At 51.5% G+C, this 17,730-nt stretch carries 12 protein-coding genes and 1 pseudogene; 3 read left to right on the top strand and 10 right to left on the bottom strand.

Annotation, left to right across the window (positions count from 1 at the left end):
* Nucleotides 1–5: 5 nt before the first annotated feature.
* Both M6D81_RS25795 and M6D81_RS25790 read right to left on the bottom strand, forming a co-directional pair.
* Nucleotides 6–2,576: a DUF4838 domain-containing protein gene (locus M6D81_RS25795; protein WP_262680055.1), complete on the bottom strand. Its 2,571-nt coding sequence runs from the start codon at nucleotides 2,574–2,576 to the stop codon at nucleotides 6–8.
* Between the two features lie 16 nt (nucleotides 2,577–2,592).
* A complete protein-coding gene (locus M6D81_RS25790; protein WP_262680054.1) occupies nucleotides 2,593–2,952 on the bottom strand; it encodes a hypothetical protein in 360 nt (119 codons plus the stop codon).
* 178 nt (nucleotides 2,953–3,130) lie between these two features.
* Here M6D81_RS25790 and M6D81_RS25785 point away from each other — a divergent pair, with 178 nt between their 5' ends.
* Entirely contained in the window at nucleotides 3,131–3,463 is a 333-nt protein-coding gene (locus tag M6D81_RS25785) for a hypothetical protein (RefSeq protein ID WP_262680053.1), read from the top strand.
* On the opposite strand, the pseudogene M6D81_RS31920 reads toward M6D81_RS25785, so the two are convergent.
* A pseudogene (locus M6D81_RS31920) lies at nucleotides 3,409–3,849 on the bottom strand (alpha/beta hydrolase); the annotation flags it as partial. The gene M6D81_RS25785 and the pseudogene M6D81_RS31920 sit on opposite strands and share 55 nt — an antisense overlap.
* A 1,258-nt stretch (nucleotides 3,850–5,107) precedes the next feature.
* On the bottom strand, nucleotides 5,108–6,661 hold the full coding sequence (locus M6D81_RS25780; RefSeq protein ID WP_262680052.1) for an FAD-dependent oxidoreductase: 1,554 nt from the start codon (nucleotides 6,659–6,661) through the stop codon (nucleotides 5,108–5,110).
* Between the two features lie 156 nt (nucleotides 6,662–6,817).
* Here M6D81_RS25780 and M6D81_RS25775 point away from each other — a divergent pair, with 156 nt between their 5' ends.
* Both M6D81_RS25775 and M6D81_RS25770 read left to right on the top strand, forming a co-directional pair.
* The gene (locus M6D81_RS25775) at nucleotides 6,818–7,864 is read left to right on the top strand and encodes a LacI family DNA-binding transcriptional regulator (protein ID WP_262680051.1); all 1,047 of its coding nucleotides are present in this window, start codon (nucleotides 6,818–6,820) and stop codon (nucleotides 7,862–7,864) included.
* A 206-nt stretch (nucleotides 7,865–8,070) separates the two neighbouring features.
* Nucleotides 8,071–8,748: a M15 family metallopeptidase gene (locus M6D81_RS25770; RefSeq protein WP_262680049.1), complete on the top strand. Its 678-nt coding sequence runs from the start codon at nucleotides 8,071–8,073 to the stop codon at nucleotides 8,746–8,748.
* A 184-nt stretch (nucleotides 8,749–8,932) separates the two neighbouring features.
* Here the strand turns inward: M6D81_RS25770 and M6D81_RS25765 are convergent, their stop codons facing one another.
* The 6 genes from M6D81_RS25765 to M6D81_RS25740 all read right to left on the bottom strand — a co-directional run bounded on the left by M6D81_RS25765 (nucleotide 8,933) and on the right by M6D81_RS25740 (nucleotide 17,710).
* Nucleotides 8,933–9,367, bottom strand: coding sequence for an SRPBCC family protein (locus M6D81_RS25765; RefSeq protein WP_262680048.1), 435 nt, complete (start codon nucleotides 9,365–9,367; stop codon nucleotides 8,933–8,935).
* Nucleotides 9,368–9,530: 163 nt separating this feature from the next.
* On the bottom strand, nucleotides 9,531–11,651 hold the full coding sequence (locus M6D81_RS25760; RefSeq protein ID WP_262680047.1) for a hypothetical protein: 2,121 nt from the start codon (nucleotides 11,649–11,651) through the stop codon (nucleotides 9,531–9,533).
* A gap of 165 nt (nucleotides 11,652–11,816) precedes the next feature.
* Nucleotides 11,817–14,177 (bottom strand): DUF4838 domain-containing protein, encoded by a 2,361-nt coding sequence (locus M6D81_RS25755; RefSeq protein ID WP_262680046.1) that lies wholly within the window; start codon nucleotides 14,175–14,177, stop codon nucleotides 11,817–11,819.
* A gap of 122 nt (nucleotides 14,178–14,299) precedes the next feature.
* Nucleotides 14,300–15,850, bottom strand: a complete 1,551-nt coding sequence (locus M6D81_RS25750; protein ID WP_262680045.1) for an extracellular solute-binding protein — start codon at nucleotides 15,848–15,850, stop codon at nucleotides 14,300–14,302.
* Between the two features lie 50 nt (nucleotides 15,851–15,900).
* On the bottom strand, nucleotides 15,901–16,776 hold the full coding sequence (locus tag M6D81_RS25745; RefSeq protein ID WP_262680044.1) for a carbohydrate ABC transporter permease: 876 nt from the start codon (nucleotides 16,774–16,776) through the stop codon (nucleotides 15,901–15,903).
* Between the two features lie 16 nt (nucleotides 16,777–16,792).
* Nucleotides 16,793–17,710, bottom strand: a complete 918-nt coding sequence (locus M6D81_RS25740; protein ID WP_262680043.1) for an ABC transporter permease — start codon at nucleotides 17,708–17,710, stop codon at nucleotides 16,793–16,795.
* Between the last annotated feature and the right edge of the window lie 20 nt (nucleotides 17,711–17,730).

Here is a 17,730-nt window from a genome sequence, read left to right as displayed (position 1 = left end):
CCGGCCTACGGCTGCAACGGTACACTCACAATGTCATCGATATACAGCTGATTGCCCTCTTCCACCCCGTTAATGGTGGCGACGAACTGCGCCTGGGCGACAGTCTTGCCATTGTATACGGCAGGAATATGGAATACGTGCTGCATCATGCCCCACTGGCCGCTCGGCACTGTACTGACCGGAAGCGACGCGGCGCGAAGCGTGGTGACAGCGCCGCCATTCTCATCCTTCAAGTTCAAGGTCAGCTGAATCGAGGCATTGTTGACAGTTCCTTCCGGCGTGTAATAATGCAAGGCCACGCCATACGGACCGCCCGATACCGGCACTGGCTGCACTGGACCTCCTCTTGCCAGTCCATCGGCTACAATAGAGTACTGCCCTGTGCGCGCATACAGTTCGCTTCGTTCCAGCGAGCCTTGTGCTTTAATCCAGAACCACCAAGGAGCGTCTCCATCCTCGAAGGAAGAATTGGCCATATCGGTCGCCTGACCCTTGGCCACCGCTAGCAGCAGCTCCAGATTGTGGCGCACGACATCCAGCTCCGTCGTCGCTATAATGTTCTGCACTTCAGCAGTGACCGCCCCGTTCTCATCCTCTCCTGCAATCCATTCCGACAAGTAGGACATCATCAGATCACTCAATCCCGACCAGACAAGACCGAACCGCTCCGCCGTGAGCAGATGCTTCAGGATGGGGTCGTTCATATGCTCTGCTATAATATTCATTCTCTCTATCGCATTAGCCATGCGGACAAGTCCATCTTCCAGCAGCGCCAGCGCTTCCTGCTCCGTCTGCGGCTGCGGTATATCTACGGCTGACGGATAACTAAGCACACTGGCTTCGTAGTATTGGAACGTCTTCATGATCAACTCGGCACGGGCCGCTTGGGCGTCCGTCTCTGTCAGCGACTGCATATTCTCCAGCAGCGCTCTGCTCTCAGCCACATCGTCAGCCGTCATGACGGTCAGATAGCTCGCGTCATGGAACGGCAAGTAATTCGCTCGCGTCGTGGCGTCCGCCCAGCTTCTGAACCATGTCGAAGTAGGCACGCGCTCTGTCCAAATCTCCTCCCACTGCTCGTAGTACTGCTGCAGATAAGGCGCCGCTTCCTCGCCTACCATCGCTTCGTACCAATCTTCAGCCAGCTGCTCCTCGTCCAGATCCGGATTCCATTGCAGCTTCAAGGAGATATACGGCTTCGGTCCCTCACCCCAGTTCGGATACAGCTCCGCATAGTGAGCGACTACGCCTTGATCGCGCCCATAGCGGTAATTGTCCGCCATCTGCTCCAGATATACGCGAGGAGTCGCATAAGGGGAGCCGTACATATATTCATAGAATCCGAGGTTGGTAGCCTTCTCGCTCCACCCCTCCACGACAGCCTTGGACGCTTGCTCGATTCCGCTGTCCACCCAGGCATAGCGGTCATCCGTAATGAACGGAACGACTCTCTCATGCAGCGTCACTTCCGTCGGCGGATCGAACACGTTGGAGTAGGCAAGCAGCCCGAACCACTTGTCCGGATAAACCTCCAGCACACCTTCCACGACCTGGTTGACCCAGTTGTAATAAATGTTCGAGATATTCTGAACGCCGACAGAATTCAGTTCATCGGGAAAGTCCGGATGGGCGGGGTTGGACTCGCAGTAACCGCCGCTGTCATTCACGCCCAGCGAATAAGATGTGGCATCAGGGTTCTCATTGAAGTAAGCGATAATATTGGAGATCGCTTCCTCCACAATGCCGTCGGCCGTGAAGCATGGCTGCCAGGCCACATCGCTGATAGGCACCTGTCCGCCGGGATAAAATTCCGGATGGGTCTCCCCGTACACTTCTACCGGGAACAAGTTATGAAGATTATGATGGAATTCAATTCTGGAATGCATCCGGTTGTTGCGCGCCCACTCATGCTGCAGCTCCCCTGCGGAGCCGGTCGGCTTCTGCAACGGGCTGAACAGGCGGGAGAAGGCTGCCGGCTCCTCGCGAATAAGCTCGTTGCGCGGCACTTCAAGATCCTCGAGCTCGGGAACATGCGTGCCGTCCGGGCCCGGAATAAGCCAACGGACGCCTACGTAACGCTCCAGGAAGTCATTGACGCCGAATTCCGTTCCCCAAGCCGTCGGGCCAAGGATGAATACTTTGTTTCCTCTCGTTTGGATCACGAAGCCGTCTTCATCAAGTCCTTCCAATTGCTGCTGCAGATGAGGCGATTGCCAGTGTTCGCCGGGACCTACATAAATCCGGGCGTCGCCGTTCAGCGATTGTCCGCTGGCTTTCAGATCGTACAATGTCATGAGCGGCAGCTCTGCGCCTGTCGCCTGCTGAATGTAGTCGACGAGCTTCTGCGCCGCTGCTGTCGTCTGTTCGTCTGCTTCTTCATCGACGATGACAACGGCTTGCGCCTCCCCGTCATCGACCAGTTCAAGCTGGCCATGACCGACGGCAGCTTCCGCCGCGGCAAGCTGCGGCGGCCACAGCATGATTACTGCCATCATGGCTGCCAACAGGCTTGCCAGCATCCCCTTGCGATACTTCCCCTTTTGTGAATAAGTGCTTGTCAATAAATTGAAACGCATGTCAATCATCCTCTCTTTATGAATGGGATGTTATCTCGTGCAGTTTCTTGGTGTATTGACTGATCCATTGCTTCATCACTTGCAAGCCTTGCTTCTGCTGCGGGCTATGTACGCCGTACAGGAATCCATGCTCCGCATCCGCTATAAGCACCACCTCCGATTTAGAATGTACTTCCCTTACTCTTTCGCTTAGCTCGTACACATGCTCGTGAGGGAAGAATTGCTCCAGGCCGACCACGATGAACCACATATCCGGGACTTGAGGGCCGACCAAGCTGAGTGGCGACAGCTCGCGGAACTTCTCGGGATTGGCGTCATAGTCGTCGTAGGACATCCCTAAAGCGCTTTCAATACTGCGGCGAATATCCCCGTTCATATTCGGCCAAGGCTCCAGCATCCCCGGTCCATTGAGGAAAATGCAGGCTGCGGGAGGCGGCGCGGTGAATCCGTCGAGCAAGGCCTGATGCGATAATGCTGTCTCGGCTGCTTGACGCAGTGAATCTGTAGATGCGGCAGAGCTTGGTAATGTCCTAGTTACTGAAGCGCTAGATGGTGTGCTGGTTGATGATGTGCTGGTTGATGGTGTGCTGCTTGTTGCTGATGCACTTGATGATGTGCTGCTTGATGGTGTGCTGCTTGATGATATGCTGGTTGATGGTGTGCTGCTTGTTGCTGATACGCTTGATGATATGCTGGTTGATGGTGTGCTGCTTGTTGCTGATACGCTTGATGATATGCTGGTTGATGGTGTGCTGCTTGATGATGTGCTGCTTGATGATGTGCTGGTTGATGGTGTGCTGCTTGTTGCTGATACGCTTGATGATATGCTGGTTGATGGTGTGCTGCTTGATGATGTGTTCTGCGCTGCCGCAGAGCGATGGAGTTGAGGCATGTTGTGAGGCAAATCTTGCCGCAAGCATAACAGTGCCGCCAGATGGGCGCCTGCCGAGCTTCCGATGACGATCACTTGTCGAACAGGCAGTTCTTCTTCATGAATATACTGCCAGAAGCGTTGATAGCCGGCAGATACGTCTGTTAGCTGCTCATTCATCTTCACTGCCGGAGCGAGGCGATAGCCTGCGGATGCGCATAGAAATCCCAGCTGCGAGAAATATTCCAGATGATAGTGGAAAATATCCCGCGCGCCGCCGCCCCATCCTCCGCCGTGAATGTAAAGCAGAGCGGTATCCTGCTGGAGTTGGTCCGGCAAGGCTATATCTACAGCACGTTTGAGAACAATCGGCTCATCATAATACAAGGTATGCAGCTTCATGAAATCCTCCCCTCCTGTCAAGTTTACATTTTACTGTACTAAACCTAACAAACATTGATTTCGACTTTCACTCTACTGTATATATACTGTATGCTTTTTGTTATTATAATGAAACATTTGGCATATGTAAACCTCTATTTGAACTCTATTTGAACTTTTCTCCTCAGACTTCTCCAATCCCTTTCCGAGCCAGTACGCATGACAAGAACAAAGCAAGCTGATAAGCGAGCTTCGTTGTTCGTTCTTTGGACGTTCCGTTCGACGCTCTTACGGTTGTCATAGAGCTTATTCCGTCTCACATCCCGCTTTTTTTGTTGTAACGGTTGCCACGAGACCTATTTCTCGCTGTTACACCCGATATCGCACTTTACGGGTTCCATAAGCGCCAATGCAACCGTTAGCCTGTAAATACGCCCATTTCGAGTCGATTAAGCTCTGTGGCGACCGCTACATCTGCTCCTGCTACACTTTCTACCTTAGTTATCCACGTTTCGGACTAGTTCATAAACTCCTAATGGTAACTAAAGGTACCAGCATCGTATTCCAATATAAGAAATAAGAAAAACGCCTAACGGCGTCCTTCATACATATTCCCAAATTGCAACCGAGGTCACATCGCTTACAACTCAGCATTCGCCTACTTCCCTACCTCCAACCGAGGCCACATCGCCTGCAGCCCCAGTCCCTCCTTCTGCTTAATTCGCAAGCGAAGTTTTGATGCTCCAGTGTAGGATTCATACACTAATCCGGCTCGCGCGCCCCTATTCGGCGCTCCAGTGCAGGATTCATACACTAATCCGGCTCGCGCGCCCCTATTCGGCGCTCCAGTGTAGGATTCATACACTAATCCGGCTCGCGCGCCCCTATTCGGCGCTCCAGTGTAGGATTCATACACTAATCCGGCTCGCATGCCCCTTTTCGGCGCTCCAGTGTAGGATTCATACACTAATCCGGCTCGCATGCCCCTTTTCGGCGCTCCAGTGTAGGATTCATACACTAGCTCGGCTCGCATGCCCCTTTTCGGCGCTCCAGTGTAGGATTCATACACTAATCCGGCTCGCATGCCCCTTTTCAGCGTTCCAGTGTAGGATTCATACATTGGCCCGGCTCGCACGAGTCTATTCACAAGCGTCAGGTATTCAACTCAAAATGTATTAACTCTACAGTAGAGTAGAGAACTGGAAAATAGAAAGGAGGGTATAACCCTCCTTTCTACTTTCCAGTTCCCCCCCTGTTGTCATTCCCTTCCTTGATCCCGTTACGCCCAATCCAGAATTTGTCCGTCGGCAAGCAGTCTCTCCCTTAATGGCTTGTAATCGACGTCCTGTACGGTGATGTCCGCCTCAAGCGCAAGCGCAGCAGCCGTTGCGGCAGACTGGCCCAGTATCATGAAGACGGGCTCCATGCGAATAGACCCGAATGCGATATGGGAGGAGGACAAGCAGACTGGCACCAGCAAATTGGCGCACTCCCCACGCCTCGGTACGATTGAGCGGTACGACACAGGGAATGGAGCCGGCGTATGAATTTCCACATTCCCTTCATTAACGCACCGTCCGTCGATCACCACTCTGCGACAGTGATGCGAATCGATTCCGTAGGCCGCCAAGCCGATCGGGTCTTCAACGACAATATGCCTGCGGCAGTGCCGCTCCGTCATCACAACATCGGAGATCATACGCCGCGCCTCTCGAATATAGAGCTGAGGCGTCCAGTGGCCCGTTGCCGGATATTCGTCTGCGGGCAACCCCCACTTGCTTGCTTCATCGCGAATCGCTTTAGGTATGCTCTCATCATTGGCCAGGAAGTAGAGCATGCCCAGATTGTAACGGAAATGCTCCTGGAAGATTCCTTCTCTTTCCTTGTAAGAAGCTTCAGGCCACTTGTGATTGCCTCCGATATAATCGGTGGACACCGCTCCGCGATTGTTCAGGTCGCTCTTGCCGCGCGGCATCATCTTATGGAGCTGCATCGCATCCCATATGCCGGACTGAATATATCTGGCCAGCAGCTGAAACTCATCAGGATCGTAACCCGGCGGCTGAGGGAACGGAAGGCAATTATCCGGCATGTTCGTCAAGCAGATGCGGAAATTGTAAGCTTGCACACTGGCATCCCCTTCTCCTTGCTTCAGCAATGGAGCATCCGTTACGCCCTGCAGCAGTCCGCTGTCCGGCTTGCCGGGAATCCGATACGGATCGATCCACGTCTCGAAGCGATGATGCGGGTGGCCGTAGTGAACACCGTTCAACGTCTCTTGATAGACGGAGTTGGCTTCACGTCCTACATGATAGGAAACACCGGCCATGGCCATCAGGTCCCCTTCGTATGTCGCGTCAATGAACATAGCGGCCCGGAACATTTCGCCGTTCTCCATGATCAGTTCCTTGATCCGCCCGTCGCTGCCCTTACCCACCTGCTTCAGGCGCCTCTGGCAATAAACCTCAATTTCATTCTCCTCAAGCCATCTCTGATACACTTGCCCTGCAACGCTCGGCTCGAATGTCCACTGCGTACCGCCGTCCGTCTCTGTCCCATAATGAGTGCCCAGCGCACGGTAAAACTCGCGGGATATGCCTCCGATTGCCGCCTTATTGCCAATGTCGGTAGCGCCTAATCCCCCAGTCGTCAAGCCGCCCAGATGATTGCCGAACTCCGCAATTACGACGCGCAATCCCATCCGGCGCGCCTGTACGGCGGCAGCAATGCCGGCGGAAGAGCCGCCATAGATGCACAGATCCGCTTCTACGGAGACAGGAGCGTCAAGCGGAGGCGTCTCCACGTAATACTTCAAATTCCGAAAGTCTGTCATAACCTGCATTCCACCTCTCAGAAAATATGCTATTGCTGTTTTCGCTTACATTATATCGAATAAAGAAGTTTAAATTTAGTTTCATTTTTATTTCACTTTACTTGTTTCATATGTTATAAATGAAAGTAACCATACTCACATTGAAGGAGCAGAACGATGCCGCGCAAAAAATCGGTCACACTGCAAGATCTTGCGGAGCAGCTTCACTTGTCCGTTCATACAGTATCCAAAGCGCTTCGCGGATTGACTGGGATGTCGGAGGAAACCAGGGAAGCGGTGCTGCAAGCTGCCAGGAAGGCAGGCTACCGCACGAAGGATCAGGAGCGTACGCTTGCAATGGAGAACATTCCGATATTCTCACACAAGCAGAGAAACTTTAAGCTGGTCATTACAAGCGGGGCCTTATCCTCCGATATGAATCAGCTGCTGCTGGGGGGCTTGCAGGAGAAGCTGTCTGAGCACGGCCATACAATCGAAACCGTATTGCTGCCTCATGAATTTGAACACGACCAGGAAGAGTCGTTCGAGGAGTGGGCGGAGAGGCATCATCTGAGACATGCGGACGGTGTATTCATACCGCCGCTGATAGAATCGCATTTGGAGCAGAAGCTGTTGCAACTGCCCGTCCCACGTGTCATGCTCAACTTCCCGCTTCCTGCCGCAGAAGTAGACAGTGTCGTATGGGACGTAGGAACCTCCATTCACCAGTCGGTTCGTTACCTGCTGGCGCATGGCCACCGGGAAATGCTATACGTGGGCTCGATCGATCATCACAGAGGCCTAAAGCTGCGCTGGCAATCATTCGTAGCTGCGTTGAAGGAGGCGGGCATCGATACGGACAGTAGCGAGCATGTCACGGGCAGATACCAACGGAAGGAAGAGTGGATGGCGGATATCTCGGAGAAGCTGGCCAGGCGTGAAGTGACAGCGATACTGAATGGCGCCAATCAGCAAGTAGCATGGGTATATCATGCCTGCAGCATGAACGGCAAGCAGATCCCGCACGACTATTCTTTAGTTAGCTTGGAACATACGCGCAATGAATTTCTGCCGCAGCTGACACGCCCCAAGCTGCTCATACGGGAAGCAGGCATTCGCGGCGCCGAGCGCATGCTATGGCGGCTGGCCAACCCTCATCTGCCCTACGAGCACATTTTGCTTCAAGGCGGGTTCTATGAAGGAGAGACGGTGCGCCGCATTTGAAGCTGGCCATAGGCCAGGATTCCTCGGCTAGAGCTTGAAAAGCAGCTTACTGCGACTCTGCAGGCCAGGATTCCTCGGCTAGAGCTCGGAAAGCAGCTTATTCCGTATCTGCAGGCCAGGATTCCTCGGCTAGAGCTTGGAAACTTTTTTTGGAATCTATGAATGCAGTCGTAATATAATAATAGAAACGAAGAAGACAAGCGGGCATGACGCTCTCATTCCGTCCGCTTGGCAAGGAGATGCCTATGCCCCCCTATTCGCCGCCACAGCTGCATACACCGCCGCCTAGACCGTCGCCTCGCCAGCGCCGGGGACGCAATGCCCTGCTCATGCTGCTCATTCTATTCGTGCTTGCGGCCCTGCTTGTCAACCGCTTCGAAGCCGTGGAGCGACTGCTGCCATGGACGAAGCAGAAGCCGCCTGCCATAACCGGCTTGCATCCCGTCGTGAATGAACTTAGCGAGCAACTGGTGAAGAAATGTACAGCACTGGGCATCCATGTCGTCATAACAGACGGGTTCCGCAGCCATGACGAGCAGAACGCCTTATTCCAGCAAGGACGAACAGCGCACGGTCCGATTGTGACACATGCAAAGGGCGGACAATCCTATCATAATTACGGCATGGCCATCGATTTCGCCCTGAAGACGGAGAAGGGGAAGCTGATATGGGATCTGGAATACGACGGGAACCGCAACAAGCATGCAGACTGGCTGGAGGTCGTAGCCGTTGCGAAAGGGCTGGGGTTCAGTTGGGGCGGGGATTGGAAGAGCTTCAAGGACTATCCGCATTTGCAAATGGACTTCGGCTATACGATCGATCAGTTGCAGCGCGGTTTTTATCCTCTTCATGAACATAAAGCGGCAGTCGTGCCTGGTCAATGAATAGGGAGACGTTCAAGCCTCTAGTGCTCGTCTCCTGCCGTCAATAATTCTTGCTAAACGCGGCGGTCAGCATCTATGAAGCATTTCATAAACAAATAGAGATGATGCCTGTACAGACATCATCTCCTGGCAATGCTTATGACACTCCGCAAAGGAGTTCGTTTTCGTATAGCCGTAACTGCTTCTAGCTTTCCTTCGAGCCCTCGCTATACGTTTTGAAATTATTCAATATCGCCTGCCATCCCGATTCCTGCATCTCAACGGGATTGGTCGTCTCCGCGTCGAATACTTCCACCACCTTGGTCGCATTGCCTTGGCTAGTAAACGTAATCGTAACTTTTCTTCCGTCTTCCATCGTATACGCGATGAATTCGTTACGCCTCACTTCATCATATATGCCGCCAAAATCGAAGCCGAAGCTGCCGTCCTTCGCCTCCATTCTTGTGACAAATTTCCCGCCTGCTCTTAAATCATTCTCGGCTCTCGGCGCATGCCAGTCATCGGATGCCGCACACCAATTCGTAATGTGCTCCGGCTCCGTCCAATATGTCCATACTTGCTCAACCGGCGCTTGAACGATGGCTTCCACTGTAATCGTTACAGGATTGCTTGTCCCCATTTTAATTTCCCCCTCATCGTCATCCAGTATATGATTCAATTCTATTACCTTCACTTGTTTCCTTTCACACTTTAGACACAAATAATATACTTCAACCGGATATTCGGGGTCAAGGAAAATGATCAGAATTCGCCGTCCCGTTACGTTGCGATGCAGTGCGAATTTAAGACATCATTCCAGCATTTCTTAGTTTTAACAGGAGAGCATTGAAGTCATTTTTCAATGTTGCAACGTCTCCTGCCGTACTGTCTTCTTGTATGACCGTTTTTTGCGATAGCAGACTGACCATGATATTTTTAGAAGCTATTTCCCAATAGCACAAAAACACTGCCGGCCCGCCAAAACCGCTAAAGGCTACGCTTGATGTCCCATTTACTTTCCAACCGGAAGGCGGGTTAAATGTAAACATCCCAGTTGGCGCACCACTCGTGCCGGTTCCAATAAAACCGATAATGGCATCATCAACCCCCTTGTATTTATTTGCAGTCTCTGCATCAAGCAAGTTAACCGTCCACGCATTTTTTTTATATAACCGGGGTACAACACCTTTTGGCGAAATAGATATCGATGCACTTGCTAAATCTTGGTTTCTGCTTTTCCCCTTATAGTACGCACCATCCAACATATTATCGACTGCATTCGGCATATAAAAGCGCTTCCAACTATTTGTGTCCGCAAACGCACCATAATCGCCAGTTCGATTGTTTGGCGCTATTCTCTCGCAATTCACAAACGGTTCCCCATGAAACGCACCGTAACGATTCAAAATCTGGCATGAACCTGATCCTACAAAAACAATGTTTCTAAAAACCGCTTCTGTGTAAAAACCGATATAAGCACTCGATTGTGGAGACAGAGATGAGCCCGAATACCCGACTACAGAACCGATACCGCAAAATTGTGTCGTAATGGAAGTCACATTTGCACCGTACAATGCTGCATCAAACACACCAGTACCACATCGGATTGCGTCAATCGAACCTATTTTTGCCGGTCCGGCGTTTGCTCCTACATTATACAAAGCACCGCCGAAAATAAGCTTCACTTCTCCGCTTGTTGGTTCCGCGATTTCCATCCAGGGGAACAGAGATACGGTTTTATTCGTAAAATCTGTTGATTCGACTTTGTATGTCCTGCCATTAATGACAGCATGAACAGGACTTCCTATGAGGTTATTATCGTACGGAAGTGCTGAAACTGTAATTGTCGTTCGTTGGTTCGGCACTCCGGATGCACCGGTGTGAACGGGATTGGAGTAAGTAAAAGACGTATTGTGATTCGACCACGGCGTGATTTGACTGCAACCGCAATCCCTCGCAAAAATGCTTTCAATCTCGGCGCAAGTGTTGTTGTGATAGGCGGGCGATTGAACCGGGATGCCGATTAAGCCGTTTTCATCCATTACAATGCCGAAATACTTCATTAGACTTGTTTTTATTGCCGGCAATTTTGCACTTTGCACCCCGTTCATAACAACGCCATACTCAACCGTCATTGTGTTATATTGATTAACAGAACCAGTCCCGACAACCTCAATCGTTCCCGAACCAACAACCTTTGAACCTCGCAAAGCGATCATGTAACGCATAGCATTAACGGCTGTCAGCTTTAAATCCCAATGAAGGGCTGTCTGTCCGTTACATTCAAAATGAAGCGGTCTGCTGATCGTAAAGCTACCAACACATCTTATTTTTGTTTTGCCATTGTCAGCATCTACAAAGGCCGCAAAGCGGTCAAGCGCATCACTTGCATCCGTGTTGTCTACCGCTCCTGCGTCATAAGGCGTAATGACTTCATCAACTGCTCGCAACCATCTTCCCGCAGCTGTACCGGGTTGTGAAAAAACGGTAACACCGTTGTCATTCGCTATGCTTGTCGCGTTCCACGTAAATATACCGCCGCCTGCATAATTTCCGGCGAAATACGACTTTACATAGACCCAAGCGCCATCCTGTGGATGAACGATAGCTAACATGTCAGCAATGCTTTCCAAGCCAACTGACTCACAGACCGGGTCCCCATAAACCGATTCCGTAACCGATGGGTGGGTTGACGGTCTTCCCCAGGCCGGAGGCCCGGAAGCCGCTTTTCCCCAAGCGGCAGGCCCGGAAAACGCGATTGCGGCGCCTGCTATGCCTAAGGAGGCGAGCAGTTTCCGGCGAGTTATTTTGCCGTCCGTTTCCGCGAATGACTCCATTCCTTCTTTGTTCCCGGTGCTTTCGCCTACTTGCTCCCCCGCTGCCGCCTCACGGTTCTCGCGGTCGGGTATCCGATTATCCGACATGCCGAATCCTCCCTCAATCCTATGATTGTTAGTCCTCAAGCCATGCCATGCGCCCCGCTCAAGCGCGACACTTCCGTTCAATCCGGGGGATTGGCGTGATAACACGCCCGGTTCGTCGCGCATGAGCATGAGCTGCAGCTCTACTTCAGTGCCGGTACCGGAAGATTAGTTGGATGCGGCCTCCCAAAGCATCGCCGGACCCGTAATACCGCCTGTACCCAATTCATCCAGTATGGTATTGCCTACATCAACGACGATCAAATTGGACTGTCCGAATTGGATAGCGTTCGTTGCATCAAACTCCCATGGCGATGTTAACCCGCTGCCCTTCTTCACTAACGGCAGCTCTTGTCCGTTCATCCACACACGGGCCGTCTCATCGATGCTGCTGAACCATAGGCGAATCGGATTGCCGTTGTCGAACTTTTTATCTACTTTTACTTCCGTCCGATACCATGCGTGCCCTTTGTAATAGCGAAGTCCTTGGCTGGACCAGGTCTCGGAATACGTCTTCAGCTTCATCCACGACTTCGTTCCCAGGCCAGGCTTCCACAGACCTAACAGATCTCCGTTATCGTGCGGTAACAGCATGACATTCCACTCATCAGGCATTTGGGCGACAACCCGATTTCCCCCGGTAACGCGCTGTTCGCCTTCCGTCACCATCTTCTTCCAGAAAATATCGGTATACAGAAACGATGCCCACGGATTCAAAATGATGGGAGAATGGAGTACAGCTACATTCCGGAGCGCATAGATCCGATCGAACTGCTCTTTCGCCTTGACAAAATTCAAACGATTGATGTTCTCCATCATGCCGAGGAAATTGTCGCCGAAGCTATAAGCAAGCCGCACCATTGCAACACGTTTGCCGTAAACCGGATCGCTTGACTTATTCGCTTCCTTCTCGGCTTTGCCTAACGTCTTCTCCATTTCCTTCCTGACCTTGTCCGTCAAAATGTGAGGGAAATCGTAGATGTTTCCGACAAAATAATCAGCCTCGGCAAAAGCCTGCTCCAGCGTTTCAAAATGCTCCCGCATCGACTCGGCTGCCGGACCGTAAAACTTCGTATAGTAATCGTCCAGCAAAGCCTCGATATCCAAATCCGGGTTCCACATCATTTTGGCCGCCAGATAAAGTCCCGGACCATGATAAGCCCAGGCCGGCAAGTTCTCGGCGCGTATGCCGGTAATCCCGTTCTGCTTGTAGTACTTAAACTCGCTGGCTACCTGATCGACAGGCGAAAAAGGAAGGCCCGGATCGGCAAGGTTATAGAGATACTGGTAAATCTGAGGTTTAACCCCAAGGTTCCGCCAACCGTCGATTATATCTTTCAGATGGCCGCGCTCCCAGGAAAGCGGATTGTCTATGGCATGGTAGCGGTCTATCGTAATCGAAGCGATGACCGGGATCAGCCTCGAATGCGGTGTCCACCGAACCGGCGGTTGATAGTAAGTATCATAGGCGGTAAAGCCGATGCTGATATCCGGAAATCCGGCTTGCTCAAGCTGCTCCAAAACAAGATTGATAAATTTCACGTACCGATCCGTTAACGACAAGGTGTCGTGCGTGGCATCCCAGTCATCCCCATCCCAGTCAGGGTTAGGATGAAGCACCTTCACAAGACCGTCGTTCGGCCCCATACTCAGCACTTTAAGATTCGGATTTTGCTGCAATTTCTGTATCGAGCTCTGTACGACGCAGTCTAGAACTTCAGGCTTCGTGACGTCAAATTGATTCGTCGGCGTTCCATTCTCGTTCGGCAGGAACAGATCGGGCCGATCCTTTGAGCTGATGGCGCACGGAATGCCGTGCGTTCCGTAATACTTTTGATTCAGCCGCATATGCTCAACCCAAGGCTTGCCTTCATTCAAATTGACTCCGTTTGGTAGTCCGGGAGGTTTTTGATACATTTCTGTTGCTTGCATCGTCCTGGTCGAAAAGCCGGGGTGCTGAATCGTATCTTGCAATGAAAGCGCTATCGTTTTCTTCGACGGAATGACTGTGCCTAGATCTCCAGGCATGAACCAACGTACGCCTAGCTGCTCAAGAAGCTCAAAAGCGGCAAATAACGTGCCTTGATCCGTGAGGCCATACAATTGGATGGCATTCGCCGCCGATGCAAGTCGGAAAGATGCGGGATCATCTCCGCCTTGACGGATGGCGTTCAAGTCGATATCGGGCGCTGCCCCTCCGATATAGATTTTCGTTCCGGCTGCCTCTTCCTCATTCGTTACAATGGGAAGCTCCGCCCCGGACATGCTTTTTATGTAGTTCACCAGCTCAGTTGCCGCCTTTTGCTCCAAATCGGAAGTAGATACCGTCGTCACAACGGTGGCCGAAGGGTTGCCGTCACTCACAAGCACAACGCCTTGCTCCGCACCATCTTGCCCATGCTTCTTCCCTGCCTCATGCGCCGGGCTCTGATCATTGGCGCTCACCGGCCCGGCGGTCATAAGCAGCGGGGTTACGGCCACGACGAAAATCAACAGCAAAACAAATCTTTTTCCTTTCAGCAAGCTCACATTCAAATCCTCCTTTTTTGAGCCTCCCGGAACGGAACGATCATTCCGAGAGGCTGCGGCCTAATAGCCAATTTTTTATTGTTTCACTCCCGGAAAGAAGTGCGAACAATCTTTCTGCATAACTACTTGCTTTCCATTTGGGCGATATAATCGTTCATTTCCTTCAAATACGTTTGGCCGAATTTCGTATGCCAGTCCTGCAGCACCTTCTTGTACTCGGAAGGCTCCGCATCGCCGATAATAATTTTCGTCGTAACCTCGCTGAACTTTTTATTGAAATCCAGGTAAGGCGGCGTCTTCGCAATCGGCGGCGTGAAGTCCCGGTCCTTGGACATCACGATCCTTTTTACGGCCTTCTCGATATTCGGCACGAGCATCTGCTTCAGCTCCTCCGACATAGCCGGATTAATGAAGAACATGTAGTCGTTGGCGCGGCGAACCATATTTTTGCGGACGAATGTTTCCAGCGGCGGTTCCGCGTAGACGCGCTTGTTGTTTTCCACCTTGAAATCATGCCCTTCCACGCCGGTGTAGATGGAATCCCAGCCTTTGTCCGAAAGCATGTAGTCGAATACGTCGACCACTCTTTGCGGGTCCTTCGCATTGCGCGTTACCGCCCAGAAGCCCCACAACCCTGTTCCTTGTCCCAGTCCCTTCATCTCGCCTTGCTCGTTCTTAACGAATACATAAGCAAGCTCGAAATTCGGATTGATCTTTTTACCGGCACTCAGGAAGGTTTCGTAATGACCTGCAAACCCGTCGATTGCACCCGTTTTGCCGCTTTGAAACCGTTCCAGCGTTTTCGTGGCGTCGATCGAAGGTGAATCCGGATCGATCAGCCCTTCTTTGAACAGCTTGGCCGTTAATTCCAAAGCCTTCGTATATTGATCGGAGTTCACATCGTATTGGGGATTCATGTATTTATACTCGCCTCCGCCGGACTCCTGCCAGCCGTAAAGGCCGAGCTCGTTTTGGAAAATCGGCTTGAGCGATTTATCGCCGCCTGCAGCCGTTCCAAACCCGTACGTATCGTGCTTCCCGTTGCCGTCCGGATCTTCCTTCGAAAATTTGCGCATAATCTCGATCATTTGCTCCAGCGTAATTTCGTTATTGTCCGGGAGCTGGATATTCAATGTATCGAGCCAGTCTTTTCGGAGCCAGTACCCGTCAGAGCGGATAACGGTCGTCCGCGGAATGCCGTAAATTTTGCCGTCATTGTTTACCCGCAAAGCGTCCCAGGAGACGTCATACGAATAGTTCTTAATGTTGTCGGCACTCTTCAGATAGTCATCGATCGGAAGGATAACGCCGTCCTTAACCGCTTTCAAAAACGCGGCATCGCTAGGACTCGGGAAATAGACGACGTCGGGAAAATCGCCGGTCGTCAGCGATAATTGAAGCCGCTCGCTGTAGCCCGTCGACGGCGGAATGTCGAATTTGATCTCCGTATTCGTTGCTTCCTCGATGGATTGAAACAGCAGCTTGTCCGTTTCCGACAAGTTGGATGATGCGAAATTGCCCATAATCTTCATGCTTACTTTGGCTTCGGCGGTCTCCACCGCCGCTGACTGCTTCGGATCGCCGGTCTCCGCAGGCTTGTCATTGGTTCCGCAAGCGGTCATTCCGGCAAGCAGCACCGCAGCCCCTAGCCCCGCCAATACTTTCTTCATCATCTTGGTTCAGCCTCCCTTTGAATGTATATCTATGACAAGGGTCCTTTGTATCAACCTTTTACAGACCCCAGCATAATTCCTTTGACGAAAAACCGTTGCAGAAACGGGTACACCGACAAAATCGGCAGCATGACGATCATGATCGTCGCATATTTCAGAGTCTCCGGCATGACGTTCATATTGCCGATCTCGGCGCTGTTATCGCCTGCAGATATTTGCAGCATTTTGGCGCCTTCGATGACCTCCCGCAAAAACAGCATCAGCGGCCAGTTTTCTACGCTTCGGATATAGATGATGGCCGAGAAAAAGCTGTTCCAATAGCCTACCGCCGCGAACAGCGTCAATGTGGCGATAATCGGCATGGAAAGCGGAACGACGATTTTGAACAAAATGAACGGCTCGGAGGCCCCGTCCATCTTCGCGGCTTCCTCCAGCTCCTCCGGAATGTTCTGCATAAAATTGACCATCAGGATCAAGCTGAACGCAGAGAACAGCCCGGGAAAAATGAGAGCGGCCAGCGTGTCCACCATGCCGAGAGAACGAATCAAATAAAAGTTAGGAATGAGTCCCCCGTTGAAAAGCATCGTGAAGATGACCAAATTGATCATGATCGCTCTGCCTTTCAAATGCAATTTGGAAAGCGGATACGCCGTAATGATGTACAAAAAGATGCCTAATGCTACGCCGCTTACGGTAACAATGAGCGTATTCAAATAGCTTCTGGCGAGAACGGGATGCGAAAGGATATCCTTGTAGGCGTCGAACGATATTTCGCTCGGCCATATGCGCATCGGGTTCTGCATATACGCGGTGTGCGAACTGATCGAAACCGCGGCGACGTTCAGCAGGGGGTACAGCATGACCGCGCAAATCAAAGCCACAATTAGATAGACGGCGATGTCAAAAAGCTCGATTCTCTTGTGCATATTCCCTCTTCCCCTCCTACCACAATGACTTTCCGAACAGGCGCGCAATCCGGTTGGCCAACACGATCATAACGAGCCCGACTACCGATTTGAACAAGCCGACGGCAGCCGTGAACGAGAGCCTTCCTTCCAACAACCCAACCCGGTACGTATAGGTTTCAAACACATCGGCCACTTCGTAAGTAGCGGGATTGTATAACAGGAAAATTTGCTCAAAGCCGATATCCAAAACACTTCCGACCCGCAAGACCAAAATAATGACGATCGTGGTCGCTATGCTGGGGAGCGAAATGTACCCTATTTTTTGCAGCCGATTGGCCCCGTCGATCGTTGCCGATTCATAAAGGGACGGGTCTACGGAAGTAAGCGCTGCCAGGTAAATGATCGTTCCCCATCCGAGCTCCTTCCATATTTCCGCGGAAACCAGTATCGTCCGGAAATATTCGGGCTTCAGCAGAAAATGAATCGGTTCCCCGCCGAAATCGATGATCAGCCGGTTGACCCAGCCCGACGACGGGGACAGCATGTTGACAATGATGCCGGCTATGACCACCCATGATATGAAGTGCGGCAAATACAGCACCGTTTGGGCGACTCTTTTGAATAGCAGATTGCGAATTTCATTCAGCAGAATAGCCAGCAAGATCGGTGCGGGAAATCCGAATAACACTTGATAAAAGCTTATAATTAACGAATTTCTCAAAATCGTGAAGAAATCGTCCGATTGGAAAAGATAGCGAAAATTTTCGAAGCCGATCCAATCGCTTCCCCATATGCCTTTCAGCAAATTGAAATCCTGGAACGCAATGACGATGCCGAACATTGGGCTATACTTGAAAATAAACAGATAAACAAATCCCGGTATCAGCAAAATATACAACCACTTGTTCTTTCTCATGTAGAGCCAGAGAGGACTGGCTTTGCCGTTATTCATCCCATTCTCCTTCCGAGGGC

Source organism: Paenibacillus sp. J5C2022 (assembly GCF_025567625.1).
Lineage (GTDB): Bacteria > Bacillota > Bacilli > Paenibacillales > Paenibacillaceae > Pristimantibacillus.
This window is presented reverse-complemented; position numbering and strand designations above follow the sequence as displayed.